This window comes from Mycobacterium sp., assembly GCF_049647605.1.
Taxonomy (GTDB): domain Bacteria; phylum Actinomycetota; class Actinomycetes; order Mycobacteriales; family Mycobacteriaceae; genus Mycobacterium.
Genome location: NZ_JBARXZ010000178.1, coordinates 40,932 through 66,755, shown reverse-complemented (window position 1 = coordinate 66,755; position 25,824 = coordinate 40,932). Strand labels below are relative to the sequence as shown.

The 25,824-nt window shown below is 65.3% G+C and carries 28 protein-coding genes; 15 read left to right on the top strand and 13 right to left on the bottom strand.

Annotated elements, in window-relative coordinates; all coding sequences use genetic code 11:
* Nucleotides 1–37: 37 nt before the first annotated feature.
* Nucleotides 38–481 carry a VOC family protein gene (locus WBB07_RS22960; RefSeq protein WP_526310878.1) on the bottom strand — a complete coding sequence of 148 codons (444 nt, stop codon included), beginning with the start codon at nt 479–481 and terminating at the stop codon, nt 38–40.
* Nucleotides 482–826: 345 nt separating this feature from the next.
* Here WBB07_RS22960 and WBB07_RS22955 point away from each other — a divergent pair, with 345 nt between their 5' ends.
* The 8 genes from WBB07_RS22955 (at nt 827) to WBB07_RS22920 (ending at nt 9,494) form a co-directional block, all read left to right on the top strand.
* Nucleotides 827–2,008 carry a hypothetical protein gene (locus WBB07_RS22955; protein ID WP_526310876.1) on the top strand — a complete coding sequence of 394 codons (1,182 nt, stop codon included), beginning with the start codon at nt 827–829 and terminating at the stop codon, nt 2,006–2,008.
* Between the two features lie 103 nt (nt 2,009–2,111).
* Complete coding sequence (locus WBB07_RS22950; protein WP_526310874.1) at nt 2,112–3,068, top strand: GGDEF domain-containing protein; 957 nt, start codon at nt 2,112–2,114, stop codon at nt 3,066–3,068.
* 27 nt (nt 3,069–3,095) lie between these two features.
* Nucleotides 3,096–4,148 carry an NAD(P)H-dependent flavin oxidoreductase gene (locus WBB07_RS22945; protein ID WP_526310872.1) on the top strand — a complete coding sequence of 351 codons (1,053 nt, stop codon included), beginning with the start codon at nt 3,096–3,098 and terminating at the stop codon, nt 4,146–4,148.
* Nucleotides 4,149–4,176: 28 nt separating this feature from the next.
* Nucleotides 4,177–4,629, top strand: coding sequence for a hypothetical protein (locus WBB07_RS22940; RefSeq protein ID WP_526310870.1), 453 nt, complete (start codon nt 4,177–4,179; stop codon nt 4,627–4,629).
* Nucleotides 4,589–6,349 carry an ABC transporter ATP-binding protein gene (locus WBB07_RS22935; protein ID WP_526310868.1) on the top strand — a complete coding sequence of 587 codons (1,761 nt, stop codon included), beginning with the start codon at nt 4,589–4,591 and terminating at the stop codon, nt 6,347–6,349. The genes WBB07_RS22940 and WBB07_RS22935 overlap by 41 nt, the downstream gene beginning before the upstream one ends.
* Nucleotides 6,346–8,118 carry an ABC transporter ATP-binding protein gene (locus tag WBB07_RS22930; protein WP_526310866.1) on the top strand — a complete coding sequence of 591 codons (1,773 nt, stop codon included), beginning with the start codon at nt 6,346–6,348 and terminating at the stop codon, nt 8,116–8,118. Before WBB07_RS22935 ends, WBB07_RS22930 begins: the two co-directional genes overlap by 4 nt.
* Before the next feature lie 229 nt (nt 8,119–8,347).
* Nucleotides 8,348–8,950, top strand: a complete 603-nt coding sequence (locus tag WBB07_RS22925; protein WP_526310959.1) for an MspA family porin — start codon at nt 8,348–8,350, stop codon at nt 8,948–8,950.
* A gap of 7 nt (nt 8,951–8,957) precedes the next feature.
* Complete coding sequence (locus WBB07_RS22920) at nt 8,958–9,494, top strand: hypothetical protein (RefSeq protein WP_526310864.1); 537 nt, start codon at nt 8,958–8,960, stop codon at nt 9,492–9,494.
* Between the two features lie 2 nt (nt 9,495–9,496).
* Here WBB07_RS22920 and WBB07_RS22915 read toward each other — a convergent pair whose 3' ends face one another.
* Nucleotides 9,497–10,579: an aldo/keto reductase gene (locus WBB07_RS22915; RefSeq protein ID WP_526310862.1), complete on the bottom strand. Its 1,083-nt coding sequence runs from the start codon at nt 10,577–10,579 to the stop codon at nt 9,497–9,499.
* A gap of 5 nt (nt 10,580–10,584) precedes the next feature.
* On the opposite strand from WBB07_RS22915, the gene WBB07_RS22910 reads away from it, so the two are divergent.
* Together WBB07_RS22910 and WBB07_RS22905 are read left to right on the top strand one after the other, a co-directional pair.
* The gene (locus WBB07_RS22910; RefSeq protein WP_526310860.1) at nt 10,585–10,770 is read left to right on the top strand and encodes a hypothetical protein; all 186 of its coding nucleotides are present in this window, start codon (nt 10,585–10,587) and stop codon (nt 10,768–10,770) included.
* Nucleotides 10,733–11,653, top strand: a complete 921-nt coding sequence (locus WBB07_RS22905) for an AraC family transcriptional regulator N-terminal domain-containing protein (RefSeq protein ID WP_526310858.1) — start codon at nt 10,733–10,735, stop codon at nt 11,651–11,653. The genes WBB07_RS22910 and WBB07_RS22905 overlap by 38 nt, the downstream gene beginning before the upstream one ends.
* On the opposite strand, the gene WBB07_RS22900 is transcribed toward WBB07_RS22905, so the two are convergent.
* Nucleotides 11,616–12,095, bottom strand: a complete 480-nt coding sequence (locus WBB07_RS22900; RefSeq protein WP_526310856.1) for a hypothetical protein — start codon at nt 12,093–12,095, stop codon at nt 11,616–11,618. The two genes, WBB07_RS22905 and WBB07_RS22900, sit on opposite strands and share 38 nt — an antisense overlap.
* Nucleotides 12,096–12,309: 214 nt before the next feature.
* On the opposite strand from WBB07_RS22900, the gene WBB07_RS22895 reads away from it, so the two are divergent.
* Both WBB07_RS22895 and WBB07_RS22890 read left to right on the top strand, forming a co-directional pair.
* The gene (locus tag WBB07_RS22895; RefSeq protein ID WP_526310854.1) at nt 12,310–12,555 is read left to right on the top strand and encodes a hypothetical protein; all 246 of its coding nucleotides are present in this window, start codon (nt 12,310–12,312) and stop codon (nt 12,553–12,555) included.
* Between the two features lie 51 nt (nt 12,556–12,606).
* Nucleotides 12,607–12,798 (top strand): hypothetical protein, encoded by a 192-nt coding sequence (locus tag WBB07_RS22890; RefSeq protein ID WP_526310852.1) that lies wholly within the window; start codon nt 12,607–12,609, stop codon nt 12,796–12,798.
* Here the strand turns inward: WBB07_RS22890 and WBB07_RS22885 are convergent.
* The 3 genes from WBB07_RS22885 to WBB07_RS22875 are packed head-to-tail and all read right to left on the bottom strand — an operon-like array spanning nt 12,795 to nt 14,660.
* Entirely contained in the window at nt 12,795–13,643 is an 849-nt protein-coding gene (locus WBB07_RS22885) for an LLM class flavin-dependent oxidoreductase (protein ID WP_526310850.1), read from the bottom strand. The genes WBB07_RS22890 and WBB07_RS22885 overlap by 4 nt on opposite strands.
* 20 nt (nt 13,644–13,663) lie before the next feature.
* Complete coding sequence (locus WBB07_RS22880; RefSeq protein ID WP_526310848.1) at nt 13,664–14,077, bottom strand: VOC family protein; 414 nt, start codon at nt 14,075–14,077, stop codon at nt 13,664–13,666.
* Nucleotides 14,078–14,096: 19 nt separating this feature from the next.
* The gene (locus tag WBB07_RS22875; protein ID WP_526310846.1) at nt 14,097–14,660 is read right to left on the bottom strand and encodes a hypothetical protein; all 564 of its coding nucleotides are present in this window, start codon (nt 14,658–14,660) and stop codon (nt 14,097–14,099) included.
* 155 nt (nt 14,661–14,815) lie between these two features.
* Here WBB07_RS22875 and WBB07_RS22870 point away from each other — a divergent pair, with 155 nt between their 5' ends.
* From WBB07_RS22870 to WBB07_RS22860, 3 genes are all read left to right on the top strand, one after another.
* Nucleotides 14,816–15,229, top strand: coding sequence for an acyl-CoA thioesterase (locus WBB07_RS22870; protein ID WP_526310844.1), 414 nt, complete (start codon nt 14,816–14,818; stop codon nt 15,227–15,229).
* Nucleotides 15,230–15,335: 106 nt separating this feature from the next.
* On the top strand, nt 15,336–16,334 hold the full coding sequence (gene speB / locus WBB07_RS22865; protein WP_526310957.1) for an agmatinase: 999 nt from the start codon (nt 15,336–15,338) through the stop codon (nt 16,332–16,334).
* A 51-nt stretch (nt 16,335–16,385) separates the two neighbouring features.
* A complete protein-coding gene (locus WBB07_RS22860; RefSeq protein ID WP_526310842.1) occupies nt 16,386–16,853 on the top strand; it encodes a hypothetical protein in 468 nt (155 codons plus the stop codon).
* Here WBB07_RS22860 and WBB07_RS22855 read toward each other — a convergent pair.
* From WBB07_RS22855 to WBB07_RS22825, 7 genes are all read right to left on the bottom strand, one after another.
* A complete protein-coding gene (locus WBB07_RS22855; RefSeq protein ID WP_526310840.1) occupies nt 16,850–19,732 on the bottom strand; it encodes an MMPL/RND family transporter in 2,883 nt (960 codons plus the stop codon). The two genes, WBB07_RS22860 and WBB07_RS22855, sit on opposite strands and share 4 nt — an antisense overlap.
* Nucleotides 19,729–20,175 carry an MmpS family transport accessory protein gene (locus WBB07_RS22850; protein WP_526310838.1) on the bottom strand — a complete coding sequence of 149 codons (447 nt, stop codon included), beginning with the start codon at nt 20,173–20,175 and terminating at the stop codon, nt 19,729–19,731. The genes WBB07_RS22855 and WBB07_RS22850 overlap by 4 nt, the downstream gene beginning before the upstream one ends.
* A gap of 322 nt (nt 20,176–20,497) precedes the next feature.
* Nucleotides 20,498–20,962, bottom strand: coding sequence for a ribose-5-phosphate isomerase (locus WBB07_RS22845; protein WP_526310836.1), 465 nt, complete (start codon nt 20,960–20,962; stop codon nt 20,498–20,500).
* A complete protein-coding gene (locus WBB07_RS22840) occupies nt 20,962–22,701 on the bottom strand; it encodes a dihydroxyacetone kinase family protein (protein ID WP_526310834.1) in 1,740 nt (579 codons plus the stop codon). The genes WBB07_RS22845 and WBB07_RS22840 overlap by 1 nt, the downstream gene beginning before the upstream one ends.
* Nucleotides 22,698–23,828, bottom strand: coding sequence for an ABC transporter ATP-binding protein (locus tag WBB07_RS22835; RefSeq protein WP_526310832.1), 1,131 nt, complete (start codon nt 23,826–23,828; stop codon nt 22,698–22,700). The genes WBB07_RS22840 and WBB07_RS22835 overlap by 4 nt, the downstream gene beginning before the upstream one ends.
* Nucleotides 23,825–24,946 carry an ABC transporter ATP-binding protein gene (locus WBB07_RS22830; protein WP_526310830.1) on the bottom strand — a complete coding sequence of 374 codons (1,122 nt, stop codon included), beginning with the start codon at nt 24,944–24,946 and terminating at the stop codon, nt 23,825–23,827. Before WBB07_RS22830 ends, WBB07_RS22835 begins: the two co-directional genes overlap by 4 nt.
* Nucleotides 24,946–25,824: a carbohydrate ABC transporter permease gene (locus WBB07_RS22825; RefSeq protein WP_526310828.1), complete on the bottom strand. Its 879-nt coding sequence runs from the start codon at nt 25,822–25,824 to the stop codon at nt 24,946–24,948. The genes WBB07_RS22830 and WBB07_RS22825 overlap by 1 nt, the downstream gene beginning before the upstream one ends.

The following is a 25,824-nucleotide window of genomic DNA, read 5'->3' as shown; positions in this document are numbered from 1 at the left end:
CCCGAATCTGCGGATTTTTCGGCTATCCGGTAATCGGTCAGCGGCCCGGTAACCAGTCAGTGATCTCCTGCAGCACCCACGCATTGCCGTCCGGGTCGGCGAACGATGCGAAGGACCCATAGCTGCGCCCCTGGGGATCAGGGCCGGGCACGCGGGCGTCGGTGCCGGCATGGTTGAAAACCCCTGTCGAGTCATGGAATACGTCACTGACATCGATGCCGCGAGCCACCAGTTCACCGCGTGCGGCCGCGATGTCGTTCACAACGAGGTACAGCCCTTGACTGGAGCCCGGCGCGGCTGTGGTGACACCGGTGCCGAAGATGACGGACGCCATCGAGCCCGGGGGCGTCAACTGCACCACCCGATATCCGTCGTCTACCGCGGAGTCCGCATCCAGCCGCCAGTCCAGTGCCTGATAGAAGCGTTTGGCCACATCGACGTCGGAGACCGGTAGAACGATGACTTCAAGTTTCATATCCATGATGACTCCAAGGTCATGAGAGGTTCGAGCCGTGGCACGGTTGTCGCGGCTCGGACGAATCGGCCCGCTCGCTGACCGGAGTATCCCGCCCGACACCCGAGTTGGGCAGGGGAATTCCCAGGCGAATCCGACGTATTCAATCGCCGAGTCCCGCCCGGGCCGTCCGCTGTGTAACGCGTTGTAACTGTTGCGTACGTCACGTGTCCCCTGTGTGCTGGCTCACATGCGCCCGGAGGAAGTCGTCGCCATCGGGCGTTCACCCGATCGTGCTCCAGCACCGAGCCTTCCCCAGTCGGAGTCGAACACCTGACGCGTGCCCGACTCCACACAGCGAGGAGAGAACAGATGTCGACAACGCATACCCCACCTGACGAGGAACCGGTCGAGTCGCTTTCTCGATCAACCGGTACGGCCACCCGAGAATCGCCTCCCTACCGCTGGGTTGTCTTCGGCCTCGCGAATCTTGCTGTCGTGCTGGGTGTGTCGGTGGCCGGCTGGTACCTGTTGGCCGACCCCGAGCTGAGCCCGTGGAACTTCTACCCGCTTCCGTTCAATGCGGCGTTGTTCTGGGCGATTCTGTTTGTCGTCTTTGTGGGATTCAACGCGGAATTCACCGGATTCAATCGCCTGAAGCAACCCTGGCGTGGCCTTGCGATCACCGCCGCGACCGCGGTGTTCGGGGTTGCCGTCACCTGGATACTCGCGGCGGGACTCGGCAGCGTGAACCCCGATTTTGCGCCGGAGCGAGACGGCGGTCTCGGATACTTCGCCGGTGCCCTCTTTGTCCTGTTCGCGTTCGGCACCTTCGTCATCGTCGTGCTGAATTGGCAGCATTGGCCGTGGCCGCAACTCGGTCTGACCCAACCCGCCGTCGGCCTCGCCGAGATCGCGGCCGTCTTGGGGCCCACTCTGCTGCTGTACTTCGCGCTGGGTCTGCCGGCGATAACTGCGGGCCCATCCGACCCGGTCATGAGCCTCGACACCCTGATGGGCTGGTTCTACAGCGTGATCGTCTCGGTCATCCTGACCGGACAACTCTTGGACAACTGGCCCTGGCGGCTGGCGGGCCGGCCGGGGCGGGTGGCCCTCGCTTCGACCGTCGGCAACGTGATTGTCGGAACCGTGATCTATTTCCTGACTCTCGCGCTGGTCAAGGTGTTGTTGGGATCAGCCACCACCGCCGCGATCGGCAGCGCAATCACCCAGTACCCAGCGCAGTTCGGCGTCTGCTGGGTCTTCTGGATGATCTTCTGGGCCAATGCTTTCGGCAACCGGCCGACGCAGCTCGGCGCAGCGGCCAACTATGTCGTGAGATCAGCCGTGACACTGGCGCTGGCCGCGGCGACGTTCCTGTTCTACTACCTGTTCGCTGCGCAACATCTCCTCCATGAACCAGAGGTGGCCCCCGGTGTCGCGGGGAACGCACTCGGGTTCGTCGACTGGTTGGTGCTGGTGACGTTGCTCTATGTGGTGGCCTTCGAATCCATGGGCCTGCGACGGCTGTCCGCAGCGGGGCCGCAAACCTGATCGTGCCGACGCTGGGGCTTCGCGATTGTGACTGCCTGCCGGGGCCCCAGCAGGCTTGTCCGTCTCCACGCACGACTGTGGAACAACACTTTATTCTTAGCGCGTGCCCTGGCCAGTCGACCCGTCGCCGTTGGTGCCGCGTTGGCACGGCCTGGGTTTTACCGCCTTCATTCTCATGTTGGGGCTCTACGCCGCGGCGGGTCGATACGCGGCGGAGAACAAGACAGACCAAGGGCTGTACTGGGTGTTGGGCGGCGCGGCGATGTTTGCCAGCTCCGTGGCGTTGCTCGGGTGGTTCCGCGGATGGAAGGACAGCCGCCCACTCCTGATGGTGTGGCCGGTGGCCTCGCTGGCCGCCACCATCGCCGTCGGCGTGATCGAACCGGACGCCACCCGCATTCTGCCGGGCACGATCACGATCACCTTCGCGTTCGTGGGTCTCACATGCCCGCGATGGCGGTCGCCTGCACTCGTGCCGTTGGGTGTCGTGGCATTTGTCATCGGCGGCGCAAAACACCTCCCCGCTGAGCTCCCCACGGTGGTGGTGACGGCCATCATGTGGGTGATCGTCGCAGAGGTCCCGGCGTGGTTGATTGCCCGCTTGGAAGAGCAGAGTGTGCAACTGCGTCGAATCGCCCAAACCGATGCCCTCACACAGCTGCTCGACCGCAGCACGCTCGGAACACAACTTGCCCTCCACGGCAGTGAGTCCGCCCTGGTGCTGCTCGACCTCGACAATTTCAAGGACTACAACGACCAAAACGGCCATGACTCCGGCGACAGGCTGTTGGTTGCGTTTGCCGACGTCCTACGTTCGTCGGTACGAGCTCAAGACATGGCTTTTCGCCTCGGTGGTGATGAATTCCTGCTCCTGCTGGTGGGAGCGAACGACGCCGACGCGGCGGCCGTCCTGTACGAGGTGCGCCGACGATGGGACCGTGCGGGTGCGCCGGTGGGTTTCAGCGCCGGAATCGCCACCGGAGAACAGGATCCGATGCGTATCGCCGACGAACGGATGTACCGGCACAAACGTTCCCACCGTCCTGATCACTTGCACTGACCACCGACGTTGGCCGAAGGAGCAGCTATGCCATCACCACTGACAGATCTGGGTGTGACCATTCCGATGATCGCCGCGCCGATGGCCGGCGGCGGCACCACCACGGCAATGGTTCTGGCCGCGGCGCACGCCGGCGGTATGGGTTTTCTGGCCGGCGGCTACAAGAGCCCGGAGCTGCTGGACCGTGAGATCCAGACCGTACGGGCCGCGTCGATTCCGTTCGGCGTGAATCTCTTTGCTCCGAACAAGGTCTCGATCACACCAGCCGCCTACCACGAGTACGCGGCGAACGTACAACGGGTAGCCGACCGGTTCGGCCTCACCCTTCCCGTGGATCCGGTTGACGACGACGACGCTTTCGGAGCCAAGGTTGACCTGCTGCGAGCGCATCCGGTCCCTGTCGTGAGCTTCACCTTCGGAGTGCCCGAGACCGACGTCATCCGAGCACTGCGGAACGCCGGCACCATAGTTGTCCAGACGGTCACCAGCGCCGAGGAAGCCGAACTCGCCGCCGACGCCGGTGTCGACATGTTTGCCGTGCAGGCCAGCGTGGCCGGCGGCCACTCGGGCACCCTCACACCTGACCGGCTCCCGGCCCCGGTACCGCTGGCCGACCTGGTCGCCGAGGTCACCCACCGCACCACCCGGCCCCTCATCGCAGCGGGGGGTGTGGCGACACCCGGTGATGTGGCGGCGGTGCTGGCCGCCGGTGCCCAGGCGGTAGCGGTCGGCACCGTTCTGTTGCGTGCCGACGAGAGCGGCGCTTCGGCCACCCACCGGGCGGCCCTGGCGGATCCACACCGCACCGAGACCGTCGTCACCCGAGCGTTCACCGGGCGACCGGCCCGTGGGCTCCGCAACAGCTTCATCGACCAGTTCGAACCGTTGGCTCCGTTGGGCTATCCCGCGATCCACCATCTGACCAGCCCGCTGCGCAAGGCAGCTGCGGCCGTCGGCGAAGCCGACCTGGTCCACCTGTGGGCGGGCACCGGATACCGATCAGCGCGGGAAGCACCGACCGCAGAGATCCTCCGCGAGCTGGCGGGCGAGGATGTCCCCCGCAAAACGACAGCCAAATAATCTCCCGTGGTGCCCTACGCTGTGGCAGATGCGTGCCCAACGATGTGCCCTTCGCACCACCTCGGCGCTACTCGCCGTCGGCGCGGTCGTCCTGCCCGCTGCCGTCGCCTCAGCCGAGCCGGCTCCTGAGGACTCCAGCACCCCGGTCATAACGATGGTGCCGGAGGTCCCGCCGTCACCCGGCCAGACGCAGTTCACCGACGACCCGGCCATCGTCGACCGTCATGCGCAGAACATCGAGTCCTGGAGTCGCCTACCCGACCCCGACACGATCGCGGTGCAGTTCACCACCGGCACCCCACAATGTTTCGGTGCACACGCCGAAGTGCAGGAGACTGCCGACATCGTGGCCATCAAGCTGAGCACCGGGACGCTGCCTGAGGCGACAAACCGCGCATGCGTCGCGATCGCCGTCTTCGCCACACTGACGGTGACCCTCGATGCGCCGGTCGGCCACCGGGCAGTCGTCAGCATTGTCTAGCAGCGATCGGGGCAGTGCGTCCCCGGTCGATTGGACCGGCACCCGGGTGCTGCGCCGCACCGTGTCCCGCAACCTACGTTGGCTGGTGCCCGGATCCGGGCTCATCGGTGTGCATCAGCTCTGCGAAGTGGCCGTGCCGGTGCTGATCGGCATCATCGTCGATCGCGCGGTCTCGACGGGCAGCGTCAGCGCGATCGTCACCTGGATCGGTGTGCTGGCCGCGCTGTTTGTCGTATTGACCGTGGTCTACCGGTTCGGGGCACGGCTGCTCATGTACGCGATCGCACGGGAATCGCACCTGTTGCGGATCGAGTTGAGCCGCAAGATACTCGACCCGCTGGGTATTCGTACCGACTACAAAGTCGGTGAACTGCTGTCGATTTCGTCTACGGACGCCGACGAAACCTCATACCTGCTCGACTACGTTCCCCGCGTCACCGGTGCCGTCGTCGCAACCGTGGCCTGTGGCGTGGTGCTGCTGACAATCGATTTGCAGCTCGGCCTGATGGTGCTGATCGGGGTGCCGATCGTGGCGGCCGGCCTGCAGCTGACGACCCCGCTGATCACCCGGCGGGTGGAGGCCCAACAGGCCGAGGTCGGGCGCGCGACAGCCCTGGCCACCGACCTCATCAGTGGACATCGACCACTGGCAGGGATCGGAGCCCAAGGCAATGCCGCCGCTCGTTACCGGGTGGCCAGCCGGCGTTCCCTGACCGCGGCGCTGCGGGCCGCCCGGATCCAGAGTGTGCACACCGGCGCCGCCGCAGCTGCCGGAGCTCTGGCCGCGATGGCCGTCGCCGTGGCTGCGGCCTACTTCGCGATCACGGGCAGCTTGTCGGTCGGTCAGCTCGTCACGGTGATCGGGGTGGCCCAGTTCCTGATCGAGCCGTTTGCAACGCTCGCCGTCGTGCCCAGCTGGGTGGCCGGGGCCCGGGCGTCGGCGAACCGGGTGGCAAACGTGCTGTCCTCGGACACCCGACACCGCGTCCACTTCCCTGTCGCGGCTTCGACCGACAACGCACCCGGGACCCTCGAAGTCCGCGATGCCACCCACGCCACTCTTGACGACTTCTCCCTCTCGGTACGACAGGGCGAGCTGGTCGCGATCCTGGCCCGCGATCCCCGCGACGCCCACGCCCTGGTCGACCTGCTGTCGGGCCGGGAACGCGAACTCGGCGCTGTCACGGTCGGAGGCCGTGGCATCGGCGAGCTGGCGCCGGGCGAGCGCCGGGCACATCTGTTGGTCGAACACCACAACAGCGACTTGTTCAGCGGCACCTTGGAGTCCAATCTCGATACTGGACCGGCAACCGACGAGGCGACGGTGCAAGCGGCGCTGGAGGCCTCCTGCGCAGTCGATGTGGTGAACCTGCATCCGGACGGACTGGCCCATCCCGTTGCCGAACGCGGCGCCGGCCTCTCCGGCGGTCAACGCCAGCGCTGGACCCTGGCCCGGGCACTGGTCGCCGATCCTGAGGTGCTGGTGCTTCACGATCCGACCACCGCGGTCGACGCCGTCACCGAACAGGCGATCGCCGACGGGATCCGCCGCCTGCGTAAGAACAACGGCCGGACAACGGTGATCTTCACCAGCAGTCCGGCACTGCTGGCCATCGCTGATCGGGTGGTCCTACTCGCCGACGGCCGGATAGAGGCTGTAGGGCCCCACCACGATCTGATCGTCACCCACGCCGACTACCGCGAGCGGGTGGCGCGATGAGCCCGGGTGAATCCGTCACTCCCCCGGTACTTCCCGTAGCCACCGCCCGGCGCACCGGTGCTTGGCTGCTGGCAGATCTGCGGACCCGGCGAATCGGCCTGGCCGCCGCAGTGGCGGTGGGGTTGGTAGCGGCGGCCGCAACAACCGTGCCGATCTATCTGCTCGGCACGCTCATCGACACGGTGCGCGAGGAGAACAGCCCCGGCACACTGATCGGGCTGGCCGCCGTCATCGGTATGGCCGCGGTGCTCGGCGGACTGGGCACCGGACTGTCCAGCTACCTGATCACCAAACTCGGAGAACACACCGTCGCCGATCTGCGCGAAGAGGTGTTGGACCGGGCATTGCACCTTCCCGCCACCACAATCGAGGAGAGCGGCCGCGGTGATCTGCTGTCCCGCGTCGGAGCCGACGTGGCGTCCGTGGCCAACGCGGCCTCCGAGGTGCTGCCGACAATTCTCAACGCATTCTTCCTCGGCGTCGTGACCCTCCTCGGAATGGCCAGTCTCGACTGGCGTCTGGGGCTGGCGGGGGCACTGTGCATTCCGGCCTATATCGCCGGGCTGTGGTGGTACCTGCCCCGCTCGGGGCCGATGTACGCCGACGAGCGTATCGCCATCGCCGCCAGAGCCCAGGTGACCGTCGAGTCCATTCAAGGCGCCCGGACCATCGAGGCCTACGAGACCCACAACCGCCACTACGGCGACATCGAGGCTGCCTCGGCGCGTGCCCGGGACATCTCGATCACCGTCTTCACGCTGTTCACCAGGTTGGTGGGTCGGGTCAATCGTGCCGAGTTCATCGGCCTGTCAGCCACCTTGGTCGTCGGGTTCCTGCTGGTGAAGTCCGGATCGGTGACCGTCGGCCAGACCACCGCCGCAGCACTGATGTTCCACCGGCTGTTCAATCCGATCGGCATGCTGATGTACACCTTCGACGAAGCTCAAGAGGCGGCGGCCGGCCTGGCGCGCCTGGTCGGGGTCGTCGACATGCGGATTCCCGCGGTTGAACGTGGTCACCGCTCCGGAGTTCCGAGAGGCGCGAACATCTCGGTCGAGGACGTGTCCTTCTCCTATGGCACCGGACCTGATGTGCTGCATCGGGTTTCGCTCTCGATAGCGGCAGGGACACGGTGTGCGCTGGTGGGGGCCACTGGTGCGGGCAAGTCCACTCTGGCCGCCGTCATCGCCGGCCTACTCGCTCCGACACGTGGCCAGGCGGGTATCGGCGGGACGCCGATCGGTGACATCGACCCGGTTGTGCTGCGGCGCACCGTCGCCAGCATCACCCAGGAGGTCCACGTGTTCTCAGGGCCGCTGATCGACGACCTGCGCCTGATCGCACCCGAGGCCGATCGCGACACGATCTGGTCGGCCCTGCAGCGAGTGGGAGCCGACAGGTGGGTCGAAGCCCTTGACGAGGGCCTCGACACCGTGGTGGGTGAACACGGAGCCACCCTGACAGCCGCCCAAGCACAGCACATCGCGATGGCCCGTCTGGTCCTGGCCGACCCGGAGGTGGTGGTACTGGACGAGGCGACCGCCGAGGCCGGCAGTTCACACGCCAACGAGCTCGAGTCGGCAGCGGCCGCTGCCACCGCGGGTCGAACCACCCTGATCGTCGCGCACCGGCTCACCCAGGCGGCGACCGCCGATCAGATCGCCGTGATGGACGACGGCCGGATCGTCGAGAACGGCACTCACAGTGAGCTGATCGCCCTCGACGGCCGCTACGCGCGGCTCTGGCGGGCGTGGAGCGCCCAGACCTGAGCAAACGAGTTGCTGCGGGACGCATTCGTTATACATTCGTACCGGTCAGAACTGGACACCGTGTGTTCATACAGCGGTGGCTAGGAGGTGTTACCTCCTTTACACGCGCTCGACGACGATGTCCGGCGTCAAGGATGAGGTCGGACATGACCGTCGCAGAGTGAACGAGACGTTGGGGGCCAGCTTGACATCAGTTGCCGTTCTGAGGGCAGCTACTGCGGTTACGGTGATGCTCGGCGGGATCTTCGGGATAGCGCCCGCCGCTGCAGACCCGGTGGACATGGCGCCGAAAGTCTATTCGAAAGTATCCCGAGATGGTTGGACGCTGACCATCCAACTGGACCGTGAAGTGGTGAACTCGGTGCCCAACCTGGCAAACGCCACCGATTCCCGGGAGGGATTCGTGACCGTGTCGGGTACCGCCACTGCCACCGGCGGAGCCGGTGAGATCACCGACAGCCTGTTCATCGTGGGATACCAACTCGGGTGCCAACGTGACGTGTCGACCGGTCTGCAATACGGCGGCACCGCCGGCGTGGCACCTCAGGGCTCGATCGGTCTGCCCTTCAGCGAAGGCGCCAACGCCGGTGTGGCCGGCGGGGCCGCCGGCTTTGTCCAGACCGTCGTCCAGCCGGGTGTCATCGTGGATCTCCCGCTGTCCAACATGGCGCTCAGCGACGGCGGCCAGGCCATGATCGACATCGACAACATCCACGTCAAAGCCGACGCATGCGGCGGCGATGTGACCATCAGGTCGTATGGTTATCTGCGTGTCTCGACATCGGCGGCGCACACGCAGTTCGCCCTCTACGGCGAACCCATCAAGATCTGAGGTGGACATGTCGAAGCAACAGATGATCGGGGCGGCCGCGCTCGCCGGGCTGGCATCGCTGACCCTCGTGCCCGTCGCGGCCGCGGCACCGGATCTGCCGCCACAGCCCCCGTACATCCCCGGCGATGTCTCGCCACAGCCGGGCAGTTTCGACTACCCCTACAACATCATCGTGGTGGCGCCGCCGGCCACCACGGACGCCCGCGGCGTCAAAATCCACACCAATGCCGGTGCCGGACAGCAACTCAGCGGATTGCCGGGCAGTCAACTCGGCAACACCGGTCAGGCTGAGGGCAGCCTCACCAATTCCAGTGCGCAGTACGGTATCTCCGTCGGCAACTCGCACCCCGAGCCACCGAATCCCGGCATCGGCATCACAGCCGGCCCCCAGACCAGCGTCCAGTTGGAGAGCCCTGACGGCCGGCGCCCAGAATCGGCGCTCGGTGTCGAATCATCACTGCCGAACTCGGATCCGACCGTTCCCGTCATGGAACTCGAGGATCCACAGGGAAACCGGGCACCGGCCGCTGCTACAGCACCCTGAAGTCAGTACCTGGTAGCGCTCTGCAGCAGCGGCGGGTACACCGCCGATGACTCGCCGTCGACGGTGGTGCCCGCGAATTGCAGCATGGCCCGCATGTCACCGTGCATCGGGGCCGGGTCGTTGAGCTCGGGTGCGGACACCGCGTCGAGCATCCGAAGATGCTCAGCGTCGAGGGCGAGGTCCAGGCCGGCGACGTTGTCCTCGAGATGCTGCAGGCGACGCGCGCCGAGGATCGGGACCACCGCGCCCGGCCGGGAACGCAACCACGACAGCGCCACTGCCGCCGGTGAGGCGTCGAGCTGGGACGCGATGTCCACAACGGTGTCGATGACGCGGAACTGCTCCTCGGTGGGACTGCCCACATAGGCGGTGCGGGCCGAGTCGACGGCATCGCCGCCCCGCCGGTACTTCCCGGACAGGAACCCGTTCTTCAGCGGGCTCCAGGGCACCAGCGCCATTCCCTGATCACGGGCCAACGGCGCCACCTCTCCCTCGATGGTGCGGGCCAGCAGCGAGTACTCGACCTGGAGGGCGATCAACGGTGTCCACCCGTTCAGCAGAGCCATGATGTGCGCCTGCGCCGTCACCCAGGCGGGGTTGTTGGAAAAGCCGATGTAGCGGATCTTGCCGGCCCGGACCAGATCGTCGAGAGCGCGCATGGTTTCTTCGACCGGGGTGTGCCGATCCCAGTTGTGCAGCCAGCAGAGGTCGAGATAGTCGGTGCGCATCCGCCGGAGCGACTCCTCCACCTGGGCGATGATCGACGACCGTCCCGCACCACCACCGTTGGGGTCGCCGGGAAACAGGTTGGTGAAGAACTTCGACGCGAGCACCACCCGTTGCCTGCGCCCGGGGCGATTGGCGAAGTAGTCACCGAGGATGGCCTCCGAGTGGCCGTTGGTGTAGAAGTTGGCCGTGTCGATGAAATTGCCGCCGAGATCAAGATAGGCGGACAAGATCTGTTCGGACTCCTCCACACTGCTGCCCGCCCCACCTGCATCCGTTCCGAATGTCATGGCGCCCAGCGCAAACGGGCTGACGCGTAGACCTGAACGGCCGAGTGTGACGTAGTGATCCAGGGACATATCGGGTGAACCTCCGTGGTGAGCTGATGATGTATCAAGCAAACCTCGGCGGCGGCGCCCGCGGTAGCGTGATCCCGGCGCAAGCTTGCACAATCCTGCTCGATCTGCGCGTATCAGACGCATCGAGTGCACCGGAAATGGTTGAGTTGGGGCATGCCTTCGACACCGGAGCTGCTGGCATGGATCTGTGATCGCATCTCAGCGCACGCCCGCCAGGACCTGCACACCCCCATCGACGGTCTGCTGCTGTCCAAGGTCACCAAAGCCGATGCGGCGCCGGAGTACTCGCTCACCGAGCCGCTACTGGTGTTGATGGCGCAGGCCGGCAAGCGCCTGTCACTCGGAGACCAGGTGCACGAGTATCGCGCCGGTCAATGTCTGGTGGTCACCGCCGAGCTCCCGGTGACCGGCCACTACATCGACATCACACCTGGAACTCCGTCCCTGTCCATGGGTGTGGTGCTGCGGGCCGAGACAGTGGCCGCCCTCCAACTGCGGCTTCCCGTCCAGCGCTCGCACACCGGCCCAGGCCCGGTAGCCATGGCGACCACCTGGGCCGATCATGATCTGCTCGATGCCCTCGCCCGACTGCTCCAGCTGCTCGATCGGCCGGCCGATGCCGCGGTGCTGGCGCCGCTACTGGAACAGGAGATCGTCTGGCGGTTACTGACCGGGCCGTTGGGTGAAACCGTCCGACAAGTGGGGGTCGGCGACAGTGATCTGGCGCTGATCAGCCGAACGATCGCCTGGATTCGCGACCACTATGCCGAGCCGATGAGAATCGAGGACCTGGCCCGGCTGTCCGGCATGAGCTCGTCGCACCTGCACCGACGCTTCCGGGCGGTGACTGCGATGAGCCCGCTGCAATTCCAGAAACGGATCCGCTTGCAGCAGGCCCGCACGCTGTTGTTGGCGCGCCCCGGCGACATCGCCGGAGTGGGGCATGCCGTGGGCTACGACAGCGCGTCCCAATTCACCCGCGAATACCGCCGGCTGTTCGGCGCGCCACCCAGCCAGCACGCCACAGAACTGCGGGCTACTGCGAGTCCATCGCTCGGCCATACTCACCGATGACCGCGCGGTCGGCCACCACGGTCGCAGTGGCCAGCTCACCGGTCACGGTCGCATGGATGGCTACCTCGTCATTGACGGCAAAAGGCGTTGCCCTGGTGAATGACTGGCCGCCGATACCTGTGACGGCGGTGGTATCGGGGGTGAGCCGATACGTCTGGGTGTGCCCGTCGGCGCTGCGCGCGGTGAGCGAATCGCCGGTGACGGCAACGATCGTGCCGTGCTGACTGACCGGCTGCGACTGGACTACAACATGTGCCTGCGGTTGTGGCGCCGGAATGGCCGCACCAGAGTCGGCATGCGCCACCAGGACAGCGGCCGAAAAGCCGGCAAAAGACAGGGCGATGGCCACCGGAAACGCCATCGCGCCGATGGTGGATCGACGCTCGCTCGCGGGAGCCGACGTGGCCCGGCGATCGGGGTCGAAACGGTGGTTACCCGACATCTGGTCGCCTCCTAACGTGCCGCGGTGATGCCTCGACCACCAGCACTGCGATTGGCTGACGTTCGAAGCGGTACCCGTGAATGCAAAGCGACAAACCCCGCCGGCTATTCCCCACTGGGTGTTTCGGTGTTGCCAACACCGGGGTATCACCGTCCCTACCAGGAGATACCCACCCCGGTCGAGATCCGGCGAGCCACAGACAGGAGAGACAGACATGACCAGGTCGCCGCAGCACACCGCAAACAGCAGCGTTTCAGTGTTGGGCGCACTGCTGATCGGCACCGGCGTCGTTGCGTTCGTCGCCTGCGTGGTGGGGTTTGCACTGGGCTGGGTGAGCTTCGGGACGTGGGCAGGCATCGTCGCACTGTTGTCATCGGCAGCGGGTCTGGCCTACCTGACCGCAGAGGGGCGGCGTCAGCGCCGAACCTTGCCGATGGCCCAGCGCCCGGCCGGCAAGTGACCGGGGGCCAGTTCCTCAGAACGACGGCCCGGTGGGGATTACAGTCGGGGCATGCGTAGCGCGCTTCTCATCCTGTTCGGCGTGATCATCGCCCTTTTTGGGGTGCTGTTCATGCTGCAGGGATTCGGTGTGGTCCAAGGTAGCCCGATGAGCAACACCACCACCTGGTCCGTGCTGGGTCCTGTAATCGCAGTGAGCGGTGCCGCCATGGCGTACTTCGGCTGGCGACTCCGCCAGCGCTAACGGTCACCGATCAGCGGCTGCACCTGGTTGGCGATCACCGTCGCGAAGTCGGCGAAATCGACGTCGGCAGCGGGCTGGAACACAACGGTGTCGGCACCGGCATCGATCCACCGACGGGCCCCCGCAGCGATCTCCTCCGGACTGCCGTAAACAGCGGCGTCGGATTCGGGATCCAATCCCCACTTCTGAAGCTCTTGTGCGGCTCGAGTTTTCGCGTCGGCACCGACCGTGCACTGAATGTAGGCCACCACCGAATGTGGCGTGCCGGCCGCATTCCCCTGGCGGATGTGAGCGACTGCGGAGCGCAGGGCCTGCGCGGTGGTGCCACCCGTGATGACGGTGCCCGAGGCCAACTCCCCGCTCAGTCGCAGAGTTTTGGGACCTGTTGCAGCACAAAGTAACTCAATCCCCGGCGCAGGAGGCCATTCCAGCTGTACCTCGTCGAGGTGGATGTAGGTACCCGCGACGGTGACTCGGTGGCCGTCGAGCAACGCCCGCAAGGCGCTCAGATACTCACGCAGCAGCGTCATGGGCGAGGACACCTTGGCGCCGATCTGCGCCATCCAGTCCTGGACCCCGTGCCCCACCCCGATACGTACCCGGCCCGGAAACGCCCTCGACAAGGTGGCAATCTCCATGGCGGTCGCCGCAACATTGCGCATCGGCACCGGCAACACCCCGACACCAATCGTCAAGCGTCGAGTGCTCGCCAGGGCCACCGCGATCGCCGAGATGCCTCCCGACAGGAAACAGTCCTCCCACACCCAAAGCTCGTCGAGACCGGCCTCGTCTGCTGCCCGAGCAGCGTCGCACAGCAGTTCCGGCGCGTGTTGGGGCCGGTACACACACCCCACCCGAACGGCACTCACAAGGTGCCGAAGAACTCGATCCAGTTGCCATCGGGGTCGGCCACGAACAGCCACCCCATCCCCGGCACCGGCTCGAACTCGGTGAGTGGCTCGACCAGCTGATAGGGCGAGGCGGCAACACGGTCGGCCAGCTGGGTGAGATTCTTGACGCTGAACGAGAAGTACTTGATCCCCGCCTGCACCCGGCCGCCGCCCTGGGCCGTCGGCTCCGACGGCGGCGGGGTGTAGGTGACAAGCTTGACCACATTGCTGCCCAGGGCATAACGACGCTGCGAGCCGCCGGGGAAGTCGATTTCCGCCTGGAACTCCAGACCCAGGAAATTCTCGTAGAACTCGATCATCGCATCGAGGTCGGTGGTCACCACAGCCACTTCGACGTTGGGGCTGAGCAGATCCAGTTTTGTGGTCACCGGCTCATCGTGCCATGCCTCATACCCCGGTCCACGCCTCATCGAGGCGTTCGGCCACGTCGATCACCTTGGCCTTGATCGACTCCGGCGCGTCGATCTGCTCACTGACGTGCGCGGCGATGAACCGCCTGATCTCGGCGTCCACGCCGCCGATGATGCGCACCAGTTCACCGCGAATGGATTTCGACGATACGTGCACACTGATGTCCGTCGGCCTCGGCTTGGCGACGTCGATGATCAACAGCAGCGGTTCAGCTGCGCGGGCGGTGGCCCGCAGCGCGATCTCGCCAGCCACCGTGAACCGCTGCTTGTCCAAGCGCAGATCGACCAACAGATCGATCTCCAGCGGAATCCGGATCGAAAAAGTGATGGTCTCACCCAGGTGACGGCTGGCTCGCGGCTGCTGGATCCTGACTCTGGCGGTGACCCGGGCCAGCCCGCCTGGTCCCTGCGCCATCGGGCCCATCTGGAGCTCGTCGCCGGCGATATCGGCAAATGCCGCCGCGACTCGCTCCTCGGTGACTGCGACCTCGAAGAAATTGCGTCCCCACCGCTCATAGGTGAGGTAGTCCTGCGAATCCATGGTGACCCTACGTTCTCACAGTCCATGACACTGGTGCGCCAAGGGCGCGCGCAGCACCGGTTGAGCCGGCTCGACCCGGCTGCCGGCGCCGCACCGAGATACTGATGATCCGCCACCCGATCGAAAGGCCGCCGATGTCGGTCCCACATTTCCAGATGCCCCTGCGAGTCCGCTACGTCGAATGCGATATGCAGGGCCGGGCCTTCAACGGGCATTACCTCACCTGGGTGGACATGGCCCATACCGAGGCCCTGGGTGAGCTGATCGGTGACTATCGCACTGTGACCGACGCCGGGGTCGACTTCGTCGTCGCCGCGGCGGAGCTGCAATTCCGCCGTCCGGTCACCTTCGATGATCGACTGCTGGTGCAGGTGCGGTTCCAACAACCCGGAAACAGCTCCCTGCGCAGCGAATTCACCATCGTCCGCGACGGCGGGGACCCCGATGCGGTCATCGCCGAATGCGTGATGACCCACGTGTGCGTCGACACCACCAACTACCGGAAGCAACCCTGGCCGGACTGGATCCGGCAGCGGCTCCGGGAGCGAATCGGAACCGACCTCAGCTGAGCGGGCCTGCAACACCTTTCGTTTGACTCCGGCAGGCGCGGACCAGCAGTAGTGTCAGCCCATGGGACCCCACGAGCATGGACCGCAGCGGGATCTCCCGCCGGGCATGGCTGAGCAACTCGACCTGCCGTACGCGGGCCTGGCTTCCTTCGGGCATCGCCCGTTCCTGACCGAGATCGACCAGCTCGAGAGCTGGCAACCCGATGTGGCGATCATCGGCGCGCCGTTCGACGTCGCGACCACCAATCGCCCGGGTGCCCGGTTCGGGCCGCGGGCGATCCGGGCGACGGCCTACGAACCAGGCACCTACCACCTGGATCTGGGACTGGAGATCTTCGACTGGCTCGAGGTGGTGGACTTCGGCGATGCCTACTGCCCACATGGGCAGACCGAGGTGTCCCACGCCAACATCCGGGAACGAGTCCATGCGGTGGCATCCCGCGGCGTCGTGCCGGTGGTGCTCGGTGGTGACCATTCGATCACCTGGCCGTCGGCCACCGCGGTCGCCGACGTGCACGGCTACGGCAATGTCGGCATCGTGCATTTCGATGCGCACGCCGACACTGCCGACATCATCGAGGGCAACCTGGCCAGCCACGGCACGCCGATGCGCCGGCTCATCGAATCCGGGGCAGTCCCGGGCACCCACTTCGTGCAGGTGGGTTTGCGCGGCTACTGGCCGCCTCAGGACACCTTCGAGTGGATGCTCGAGCAGGGCATGACATGGCACACCATGCAGGAGATCTGGGAGCGCGGCTTCAAGGCAGTCATGAAGTCGGCTGTCGACGAGGCGCTGGCGAAGGCCGAAAAGCTGTACGTGTCCGTTGATATCGATGTACTGGACCCGGCGCACGCCCCCGGTACCGGCACTCCCGAACCCGGCGGCATCACCAGCGCCGACCTGCTGCGTATGGTCCGCCAACTCTGCTACGAACATGACGTGGCAGGTGTGGACGTGGTCGAAGTGGCACCCGCCTACGACCATGCCGAACTGACGGTCAACGCCGCGCACCGCGTGGTGTTCGAAGCACTGGCCGGGATGGCGGCCCGCCGACGGGATGCTGCCGGGGGCAGTCCCGGGCATCCCGCGTATCGACCTGGATAGACGGCACCGCCGGTGTGAATCCGGCCGATAGTGGAGCAGAGGAGCGGCAGCGTGAATCTCGGCCTGTGGGGCGAGCTGACGATACTGACAGCGGTACTCGAAATCGGCTTCGCCATCTGCGTATTCGTGTTCATCAGCAGACTGGAGAAGCGCCGCTCTCATCCACTGGGCGAGAAGGTGGGCGCCCACAAAGCCGTGCTTGCCAAACTCCGCCAATCCCAACCGATGTCGCAGGACGAAGTGGATTATGCGAGGGAGCTGGTTGCCGACGCTCGCTCACCGCTGGCCTACGCCATCCCGGCCGCACTTTTCTGCATCGGCCTCTTCTACGTCGTCGGCTGTCTGTATGTGCTGCACCTCCACGGCGGTCATCCGTCCTTTCGGACCTTCATCGGCGGCATTCCGATGTTGACGTCGATGAACATGGCCGCCCAGCTCAGAAGGGTTGCGGGATTGAAAGCCAAGCTGCAGAACATTTCGGTGGTGCAGCCGGAGCCTGCCGGCAGCTCGGCCCGTTAGCCGGAACCTGACCGGACCACTGGATCGTCGTCTTCCCACAGCAGTAGCTGACGGACCGCGGCGCGTGAGCCGTAAGGCTGGAGCATCTGGCTGGCGGGGCGGGGGCGCACTCTCAGCGGCCACCAGAACCAGCGGCCCAGCAATGCGGCGACCGCCGGAGTCATGAACGAACGAACGATCAGCGTGTCGAACAACAGGCCGAGGGCGATGGTGGTTCCGATCTGGCCCAGAATCCGCAAGTCTGCGAACAGGAAGGAGGCCATGGTGGCGGCGAACACCAGCCCGGCTGCCGTGACCACGGCACCGGACCCGGCCATCGCCCGGATGATGCCGGTGTTCACGCCGGCGCCGATCTCCTCTTTGAATCGGGAGATCAACAGCAGGTTGTAGTCCGACCCCACTGCCAACAGCAAGATGACAGCCAGCGCCAGGACGATCCAATACAGTTGAATGCCAAGGATTTCTTGCCAGATCAACACCGAGAGCCCAAAAGAGGCCCCCAACGACAGTGCCACGGTGCCCACGATGACAAACGCGGCGATGATGCTCCGGGTGATGAACATCATGACCAGCAGGATCAGGCTCACCGCCGCGATCGCGGCGATCATGAGATCGTATTTGGCGCCCTCCTGAATGTCTTTGTAGGTGGCGGCAGTGCCGGCGATGTATATGTGGGATCCGGCCAGTGGCGTGCCCTTGACGGCGGCCTGCGCGGCGTTCCTGATGGCTTCGATGTGCGAAATGCCTTCAGGTGTAGCGGGATCGCCCTCGTGGGTGATGATCATGCGGGCCGCCGTTCCGTCCGGCGAGAGGAACAGTTTGAGCCCACGCAGGAATTCGGGGTTGGTGAACGCCTCCGGCGGCAGGTAGAACGAGTCATCGGTTTTCGACGCGTCGAATGCCTGACCGAGGGCGGTGGCGTTTTGCAGTGCCGCCTCAGCCTGGTCGTTGAGGCCGGAAGTGGTGGCGTAGTTGGTGAGGGTGAGGTCGCGGTTGGCCTGCTGACTGGCGATCTGCGGCGGTATCAGCGCGAGCAGCTTGGGTTGCAGCTCATCCAGTTTGGCGATACTGCCGGCGACATCGGCCAGTTGTTCGGTCAGTGCGTTGATACCGTCGAGCGCGTCGAACAGGGACCGCAGGGCCCAACAGATCGGGATGTCGAAACAGTGTGGCTCCCAATAGAAATAGTTACGCAGCGGCCGGAAGAAATCGTCGAAGTTGGCGATCTTGTCCCGCAAGTCCTGCGTGGTGGCCACCGTGTCCTGGAAGGCTTTGGACTGCTCGTCGGTGATCGCACTGGATTGTTGTTGGAGCGCATACTGCTGCCGAAGAATGTCGATCGAGTTGTTGATCACGTCAACCTGTTTGAGCAAGTCCGCACCACGCGCTTGCTGGAAAGGCAGGTTGTTGAGCTGAGCGGCACTGCCGGCACTGATCTGGAAGGGAATCGACGTATGGTCCAACGGCGTGCCCAGCGGCCGGGTGATCGACTGCACCTGCGCGATACCGTCGGTGTGGAAGACCGCCTTGGCGACCCGCTCCAGCAGGATCATGTCGGTGGAATTGCGTAGGTCGTGGTCGGCTTCGATCATCAGCAGCTCTGGATTCAACCTCGCCGGTGAGAAGTGGCGTTCCGCGGCGGCGTAACCCACATTGGCCGGGGCGTCGGCGGGCATGTAAGGCCGGGTGTCGTAGCTGGTGGTGTACCGCGGCAGCGCCAGCAGACCGATCAGGGCGACGGCAATCGTCGCTGCAAGGATCGGACCGGGCCACCTGACGACAGCCGTTCCGATGCGACGCCACCCCTGGGTACGCATCGGCCGGCTGGGTTCGAACAGCCCGAAATGGCGGCCGATGATCAGTAGCGCCGGCGCCAAGGTCAACGCCGCCACCACTGCGACGAGAACACCGATCCCGGCGGGGACACCCAAGCTCTGGAAGTACGGGAGCCGGGTGAAGGTCAGGCAGAGCACCGCGCCGGCGATCGTCAGACCTGAACCCAAGATGATGTGCGCCGTTCCGCGGTACATCGTGTTGAACGCCGACACCCGATCTTGCCCGGACTGACGTGCCTCGTGAAAACGGCCGAGGATGAAGATCGCATAGTCGGTGCCGGCGGCGATGACCAGAAGCGTCAACAGATTGGTCGAGTAGGTCGACAACTCGATGATGCCGGCGTTGGCGAGCACGGCGACCACGCCGCGCGATGCGGTCAGCTCGATCATCACCGTGAAGATCACGAAGATGACGGTGGTGAGACGTCGGTAGAGCACAAAGAGCATCAACGCGATCACCCCGATGGTGATCAAGGTGGTCTTCAGGGTGCCGTGCCGGCCCACTTCGAACTGATCGGTGACCAGCGGAGCGGCACCGGTGACGTAGGCCTCGAGACCCGGTGGTCGCGGTGTGCGATCGACGATCTCACGCACCGCATCCACGGACTCGTTGGCCAATGACTCACCTTGGTTGCCGGCCAGGTACAGCTGGACCAAAGCTGCCTTGCCGTCGGAGCTCTGCGATCCCGCTGCCGTCAGCGGATCCCCCCAGAAGTCCTGGATGTGCTGGACGTGCTCGGTGTCCTGGGACAGTTCCTGGATCAGGCTGTCGTAGTAGTGGTGGGCGTCAGCGCCGAGTGGTTGATCGCCCTCCAGGACGATCATCGCCGAGCTGTCGGAGTCGAACTCGCCGAACACTTTTCCGATGCGCTTGCTGGCTTGTAGCGACGGCGAATCCTTCGGGCTCAGCGAAACATTGTGCGATTCGGCGACAGTTTCCAATTGGGGCACAAAAACATTCGTCAGCACCGCCAGCGCGAGCCAGAAGAGCGCGATGATCACCGAGTACCGCCGGATGAAGTCCGGAACCCGCGTGGCACTCATCCGGACTTGTCCAGGCAGTAGGTGAAGGCGTGCCAGGCATTCACGGTTCTCTCGTCCTTGACCGCACCATCGATGGTGATGCGGCAGCCGATCCAGTCACGGTCCCCCTGCGCGGAGACGTTGACAAAAACCGCGGGCTGCGTGGTGGTGGTGTCATAAGACCAGGGCAGCGCGACGGCATCGGCGCGCTGTGGTTGGGCATCGATATCCAGGTAGGTGATGGTGGCCAGCGTGCCGGGTGGGCCGAACACCTCCAGGACCACGCGCTTGGGGTTGAACGGCACGATATCGGTGTCGGATCCACTTGGGGTGGACGTGACATCCTGTGAGGCGAAGACGCCGTGCAGCCGGTAGACGGCAAATCCGGCCACCACGAGCACAACCACGGTCACCAGCAGCATCCAGTGTCGGCCGAGTCGCCGTCTCACCGAAACCCGCTGCATCCGTGACCCTCCCCTGAACGGCGACAGGCGCGGACGATCAGACGATTCTTCTAGTGCGGCTAAGCAATGAGGATGACGGTACGACAAGTAGCCGGACTCCACAACAGTTCATCGGCCGGCGCGCACGGTGCCGGTGCAGTGGCGCCACGATCACCGTTGTAGATACACAGGAAACTATGCGGGTCTTGCTCTGGTGATTTCAAATCAACTTGGAGACAACCCTTTTGCCGGCTACACAGGGTGCACACCCGGTGAAACGACTTCGTGCGGCCGTCCCGCGAAGGGAAGACCGCACGAAGTAGAAGGATGCAAAGACCGACTGTCAGGTCACCGATTCATAGCTGCAGATGGCCTCGACCTTGTCGGCGGACTTGCTGGACGGATCGAATTCGTACTCCAGCCACTCCCGCACCAGGCGGCGCGCGAGTTCGAGCCCGATCACGCGCTGCCCCATGCACAACACCTGCGCATTGTTCGACAGCACCGAGCGCTCCACCGAGAAACCGTCGTGGGCGGTCACCGCGCGGATGCCGGGCACTTTGTTGGCGGCTATGGCGACCCCGAGCCCGGTACCGCAGATCAACAAGGCACGATCCGCCTTGCCCTCGGCCACCAGACGGGCCGCCGCCACCGCCACGTGCGGGTAGGCGGTGTCCTCGTCGGTGCCGACTCCGACATCGGTGACCTCGGCTACCCGGTTGTCGGCGCGCAGATCACCCTTGAGGGCTTCCTTGTACTCGTATCCGGCGTCGTCGGAACCGACGACGATCCGCAGATTCGACGGCACTACTTGTCTCCTTCAGAGATCGGGAAAGCTTCGGCGACGGTAACCGCGCACATCGCCAGTGAGGTGGCGCCGGCGTCCGGGGTACCGATACTACGTTCGGCCAACGGCCGGGCACGCCCGACCTTGGGTCGCAGATCCGCAGTGGCCCGGGCGGCGTCGGTGGCCACCCCCGCCGCCACGCGCCACCCGTCCTGCCAGCTCTGTCCGTCGCCGACCTGTCGTTCCAGTTCCTCGACAAACGGCAGCAAGGCATCGAGCATCGTCTTGTCCCCCGGTGATGCACCGCCGAGTCGGATCAGCGCGTCATAGCCGTCGCGCATTCCAGCGGCCACGGCAGCCCCATCCGGACGTCCGGTGTCGCCCAGTCGAGTACCCAAGGCCGAAAGCATTGCGCCCCAGAGCACCCCGGAGGTGCCACCGGCCTTCGCCGCCCATTCACTGCCGGCGGCGGCCAGGACCGAACCGGTACCGGCCCCATCGGCGGCAGCACGGTCGGCAGCGGTGCGCGCCGCCGACGAGCCCTTCACCATGCCGCGGCCGTGGTCACCGTCACCGGCCACCGCGTCGATCCGACCGAGCTCATCCTCGGCGCCGGCGAGCATCTCGGCGATTGCGGCGATGGCGCCGGCGACAAACTGTCCGCAGCCGCGACCGTCGTCATCGGAGAGCTCCGAGAACACGACGGCATCGGCAGCAGCATCGGAGGCGGCATCGGTTCGCCGCTCCCCCTGCAGCGCGGACGCGGTGGCACCCTTGCGGTATGCCGGGCTGTCAGCCGGCGCCGTCCAATACTTCTCGAGTTCCTCGTCGAGCCACATCACGGTCAACGAGCAGCCCGACATGTCGAGGCTGGTCACCAGCTCACCGACCTCGGGCTCGATGATCTCGAAGCCCTTATCGCGCAACAGCTGAGCGGCCGTGCCCCACACCACGAACAGCTCCTCGTACTTGGTGCGGCCCAGGCCGTTGAGGATCACCGCGATCCGCTTGGACGGATTCTCCGGAAAATCGTTGAGGACACCTTCGACCAGGGTCTTGGCCAAATCTGCTGCCGACGGCATCGGCTCATCGGCGACGCCGGGCTCACCGTGGATTCCCAGCCCCAGACCCATGTGGCCTTCGGGCACCGTGAACAGCGGGTGGTCGGCTCCCGGCATGGTGCAGCCGTCGAAGGCCACGCCCAGGGTCCGGGTGGCGTCGTTGGCCGCGGTTGCGATGCGAACCACCCCGGCCAGGTCGAGACCATCCTCGGCCGCAGCGCTGGCACACTTGAAGACAGTGAAATCCCCTGCGATACCCCGCCTTTTGGCTTCCTCGCCCTTCGGGGCGCTGGCCACGTCGTCGGTGATGGCGAAGTAGACGGCCTCGATACCCTCGCTGCGCAGCTGGTTGACCGCCAGCCCGAAGTTCATCACGTCACCGGCGTAGTTGCCGGTGGTCAACAGCACGCCGGCATCACCGTGTGCGGCGCGGGCCACCGAGGCCGCCTCCTGCGCCGATGGGGAGGTGAAGATGTTGCCGACAACGGCGCCGTCGGCAAAGCCCGGTCCGACGGTGCCACAGAACGCCGGGTAGTGACCCGACCCGCCGCCGATGACAACGGCGACCTTGCCCGGAGCGGTCTTGTTTGCCCGGACCACACCGCCGGGCACGCCGGTGACGTAGCGGGAGTTGGCGTCCAGAAACCCGACGAGCATGTCCTCGGTGAACCGGGCCGGATCATTGAAGAGTTTGGTCATCGGATCCGGTCCCCGTTGTCGGCGTCGAAGAGATAAACCCGCTCCGCTGGGGCGGTGACAGTCACCCGCTGGTCGGGCTCATAGCTCTGTTGGGCCGGGGTCTGCACCACGATTCCGTCTTCCATACCCGCAACGGTACTTGTCGCCAACCCGAACTCGAGCAGGTGCTCGAAGTAAGCAACGGTAGCTGTGAGCCCTGCCGCACCGGCGGGCTCACCGGCGCCGAGCGCACAGTCCTGCGGCCGGATTCCGACGGTCACCGGGGCCCCGTCCGCCACGTTGCGCGCACTGGCCTCCAGGTAACCGGCATTGTTGCCGATCTGCACGCGGACTCGGCCGTCGTGAATTCGTGCGGTCCCGTGCAGCACGTTGATCTGCGGTTCGCCGACAAACGTGGCAACAAACAGATTCGCCGGATCGTCGAACACCTCGTCGGGGGTGCCGAACTGTTGCACCACTCCGGCGTCCATCACCGCCAGCCGATCGGCCAACGACAGCGCCTCCACCTGGTCGTGGGTGACAACGATTGTGGTGTAACCGAATTCACGTTGCAGCACTTTGAGTTCCCGGCGCACCCGCTGGCGCGCGGAGGCGTCGAGGTGACTCAACGGCTCATCGAGTAGCAACACCGGTGGGTTGCGGACCAGCGCACGGGCCAACGCGACCCGCTGCTTCTGCCCGCTGGAGAGCCCCGCGGGTCGCAACTCCAGGAGGTCGTTCATCTCGAGCCGGTCGCAGATGGCGGACACCATCGTTTCGGCGCCTTTGACCTTGCGCGCCTTCAGGCCGTAGAGCAGGTTGTCGCGGATCGACATCGGTGGGTACAGCGCGTAGCTCTCGAAACCGACACCGATCCCTCGCTTGGCGGCGGGCAGCTGCGAGATCTCGCGGTCCCCGATCTTGATGGACCCACTGGTGACGGTCTCGAGCCCGGCGATCATTCGCAGCGTGGTGGTCTTGCCGCAGCCCGAAGGCCCCAGCAGCGCCACCAGCTCCCCCGGCTCGATGGCCAGATCGATACCTTTGACCGCGGTCACCCGGTCCCGCCCGCGGGAGGCGTAGGTCTTGACCAGGTCCGAGAGTGTGAGGCTCTGCGCGGTGCTGCTCCGTTCCGCTGTGACGGTCACTGTGCGGCCTCCAGAGTGGTAGGGCTGGTGGTGGTCAAACGAGCGGTGTCTCCGTCGCCGGCGGCGAAGACGTGCACGTCGCTGTCGGCGATGGTCATCGTCACCTCGTCGCCTTCGCCGACCCCGTGACGTCCGGAGGTCAGCACGATCAGGTGGGCACCGCCCACATCAACTGTCAGCTCGATGTTGCGGCCCAGTCGCTCGGCCAGCAATACCCGGCCACGCAGCGACCCCTCTCCGGAGGTGACGTGAATATCGGAGGGCCGCAGCCCGACTCGCACTCGGTCACCCCGCTGGGCCTCCAGTGCTGCAGGTAGCGGTACCGACGGACTCCCTGGGTCGTTTCCTCCCAGCCTGATCCGGTTGTCGTCGAGCACACCGTCGATGATGTTGATCTCCGGCTGCCCCAGAGCCTTGGCGACGAAGGTGTCGGCCGGCCGGCGCCAGATCTCCTCGGGAGTGCCGACCTGGACGAGGCGACCGGCTCGCATGACCCCGATCCGGTCACCGAGCGCCAGCGCCTCCTGGTAATCGTGGGTGACGTAGATCGTCGTCGTGTTACTCATGGCGCCGAGCTGTTTGAGCTCGGCACGCATCTGGGCCCGCAGCTTCGCATCCAGGTGGCTGAGCGGCTCGTCGAGCAAGTACACATCGGCCGGGCGAACCAGGACCCGACCCAGCGCGACGCGCTGACGTTGACCGTTGGACAGCTCGCGCGGCAATCGCTGCAAGAGGTGGTTGATACCCAAGGTCTTGGTCACCTGGTCGATGCGTTCGGTCCGCTGCGCCTCCGAATACTTGCCGGTACGCCCCGATTTCAGTGGCGACGCCAAGTTCTGGCTGACGGTCTTCTGCGGATAGAGCGCATAGCTCTCGAAGGCCATCGCCACGTTGCGGTTGTACGGCTCGACCATGGTCACGTCGACGCCGCCGATGTGCACAGATCCTTCATCGATGTCCACGAGTCCCGCAATGGATTTCAGCGTTGTGGTCTTGCCCGCACCGCTGGGTCCCAGGATCACGAAGAACTCGCCGTCGGCGATGTCGACGCTCACGCCGTCCACTGCTGCGACTTTGCCGAACGCCTTCTGCACGCCGCTGGCTGAGATGGTCGCCATCAGGATTTCACCGCCCCGAAGGATAGGCCCCGCACCAGGTACCGCTGGATGGTGAGCGCGAGGATGAGTGGCGGCAGCGCGGCGATGAGGGCCGCCGCCGCCGTGAGGTTGTAGTACGCCTGCCCGCCGCCGCCGAGGAACTTGGTGATCGCGACGGTGACGGTGCCGGCGTTGCTGTCAGCCAGAATCAGCGGGAAGACGTAGTTGTTCCAGGCGAAGATGAACGCCAACAACGCCGCCGCCGCGATCCCCGGCCTGACGATCGGCAGGGCGACCATCACAAAAGCTCTGGTGCGGGTGTAGCCGTCCAACAGTGCCGCCTGTTCCAGATCCTCCGGCAGATCCTGAAAGTAGGACCGAAGGATCCACACCACCAGCGGCATCGTCACCAGCTGCAGCACCCAGATCATGCCGACCTTGGTGTCGAACAGCCCGATCTGGTTGTAGATGACAAACAACGGCACGATGACCATCAGTTCCGGCGCGAAACGGAAGGACAGCATGGTGAACATCAGGTCGTTGGAGCCTTTGTACTGCCACCGGCCGGCAGCGTACGCGGCCGGGATGCCGATGATCAGCGATACCAGGACCGCACCACCGCAGTTCAGCAAGCTGGTCAGCATCGCCGAGGTGAAGTCGACACTCGTCATCTCAGTGCCCTTGTCGGACAGCACCGTTGCGAAGTTCGACCAGGTGGGGCTGAATGCGAAGTAGGTGGTGGTCTGCTCCTCGGCGTTCTTCAGTGCCAGCATCAGCATCCAGAAGATCGGGAACAGCGAGAAGAGGAACCAGAAGACCAGCCCCACGTCGGCGGCCACCGAGCCGATGGACCAGCGCCTCTGGCCGGGCAGTAGTTCGGCTTTAGTGAACAGTGCCAT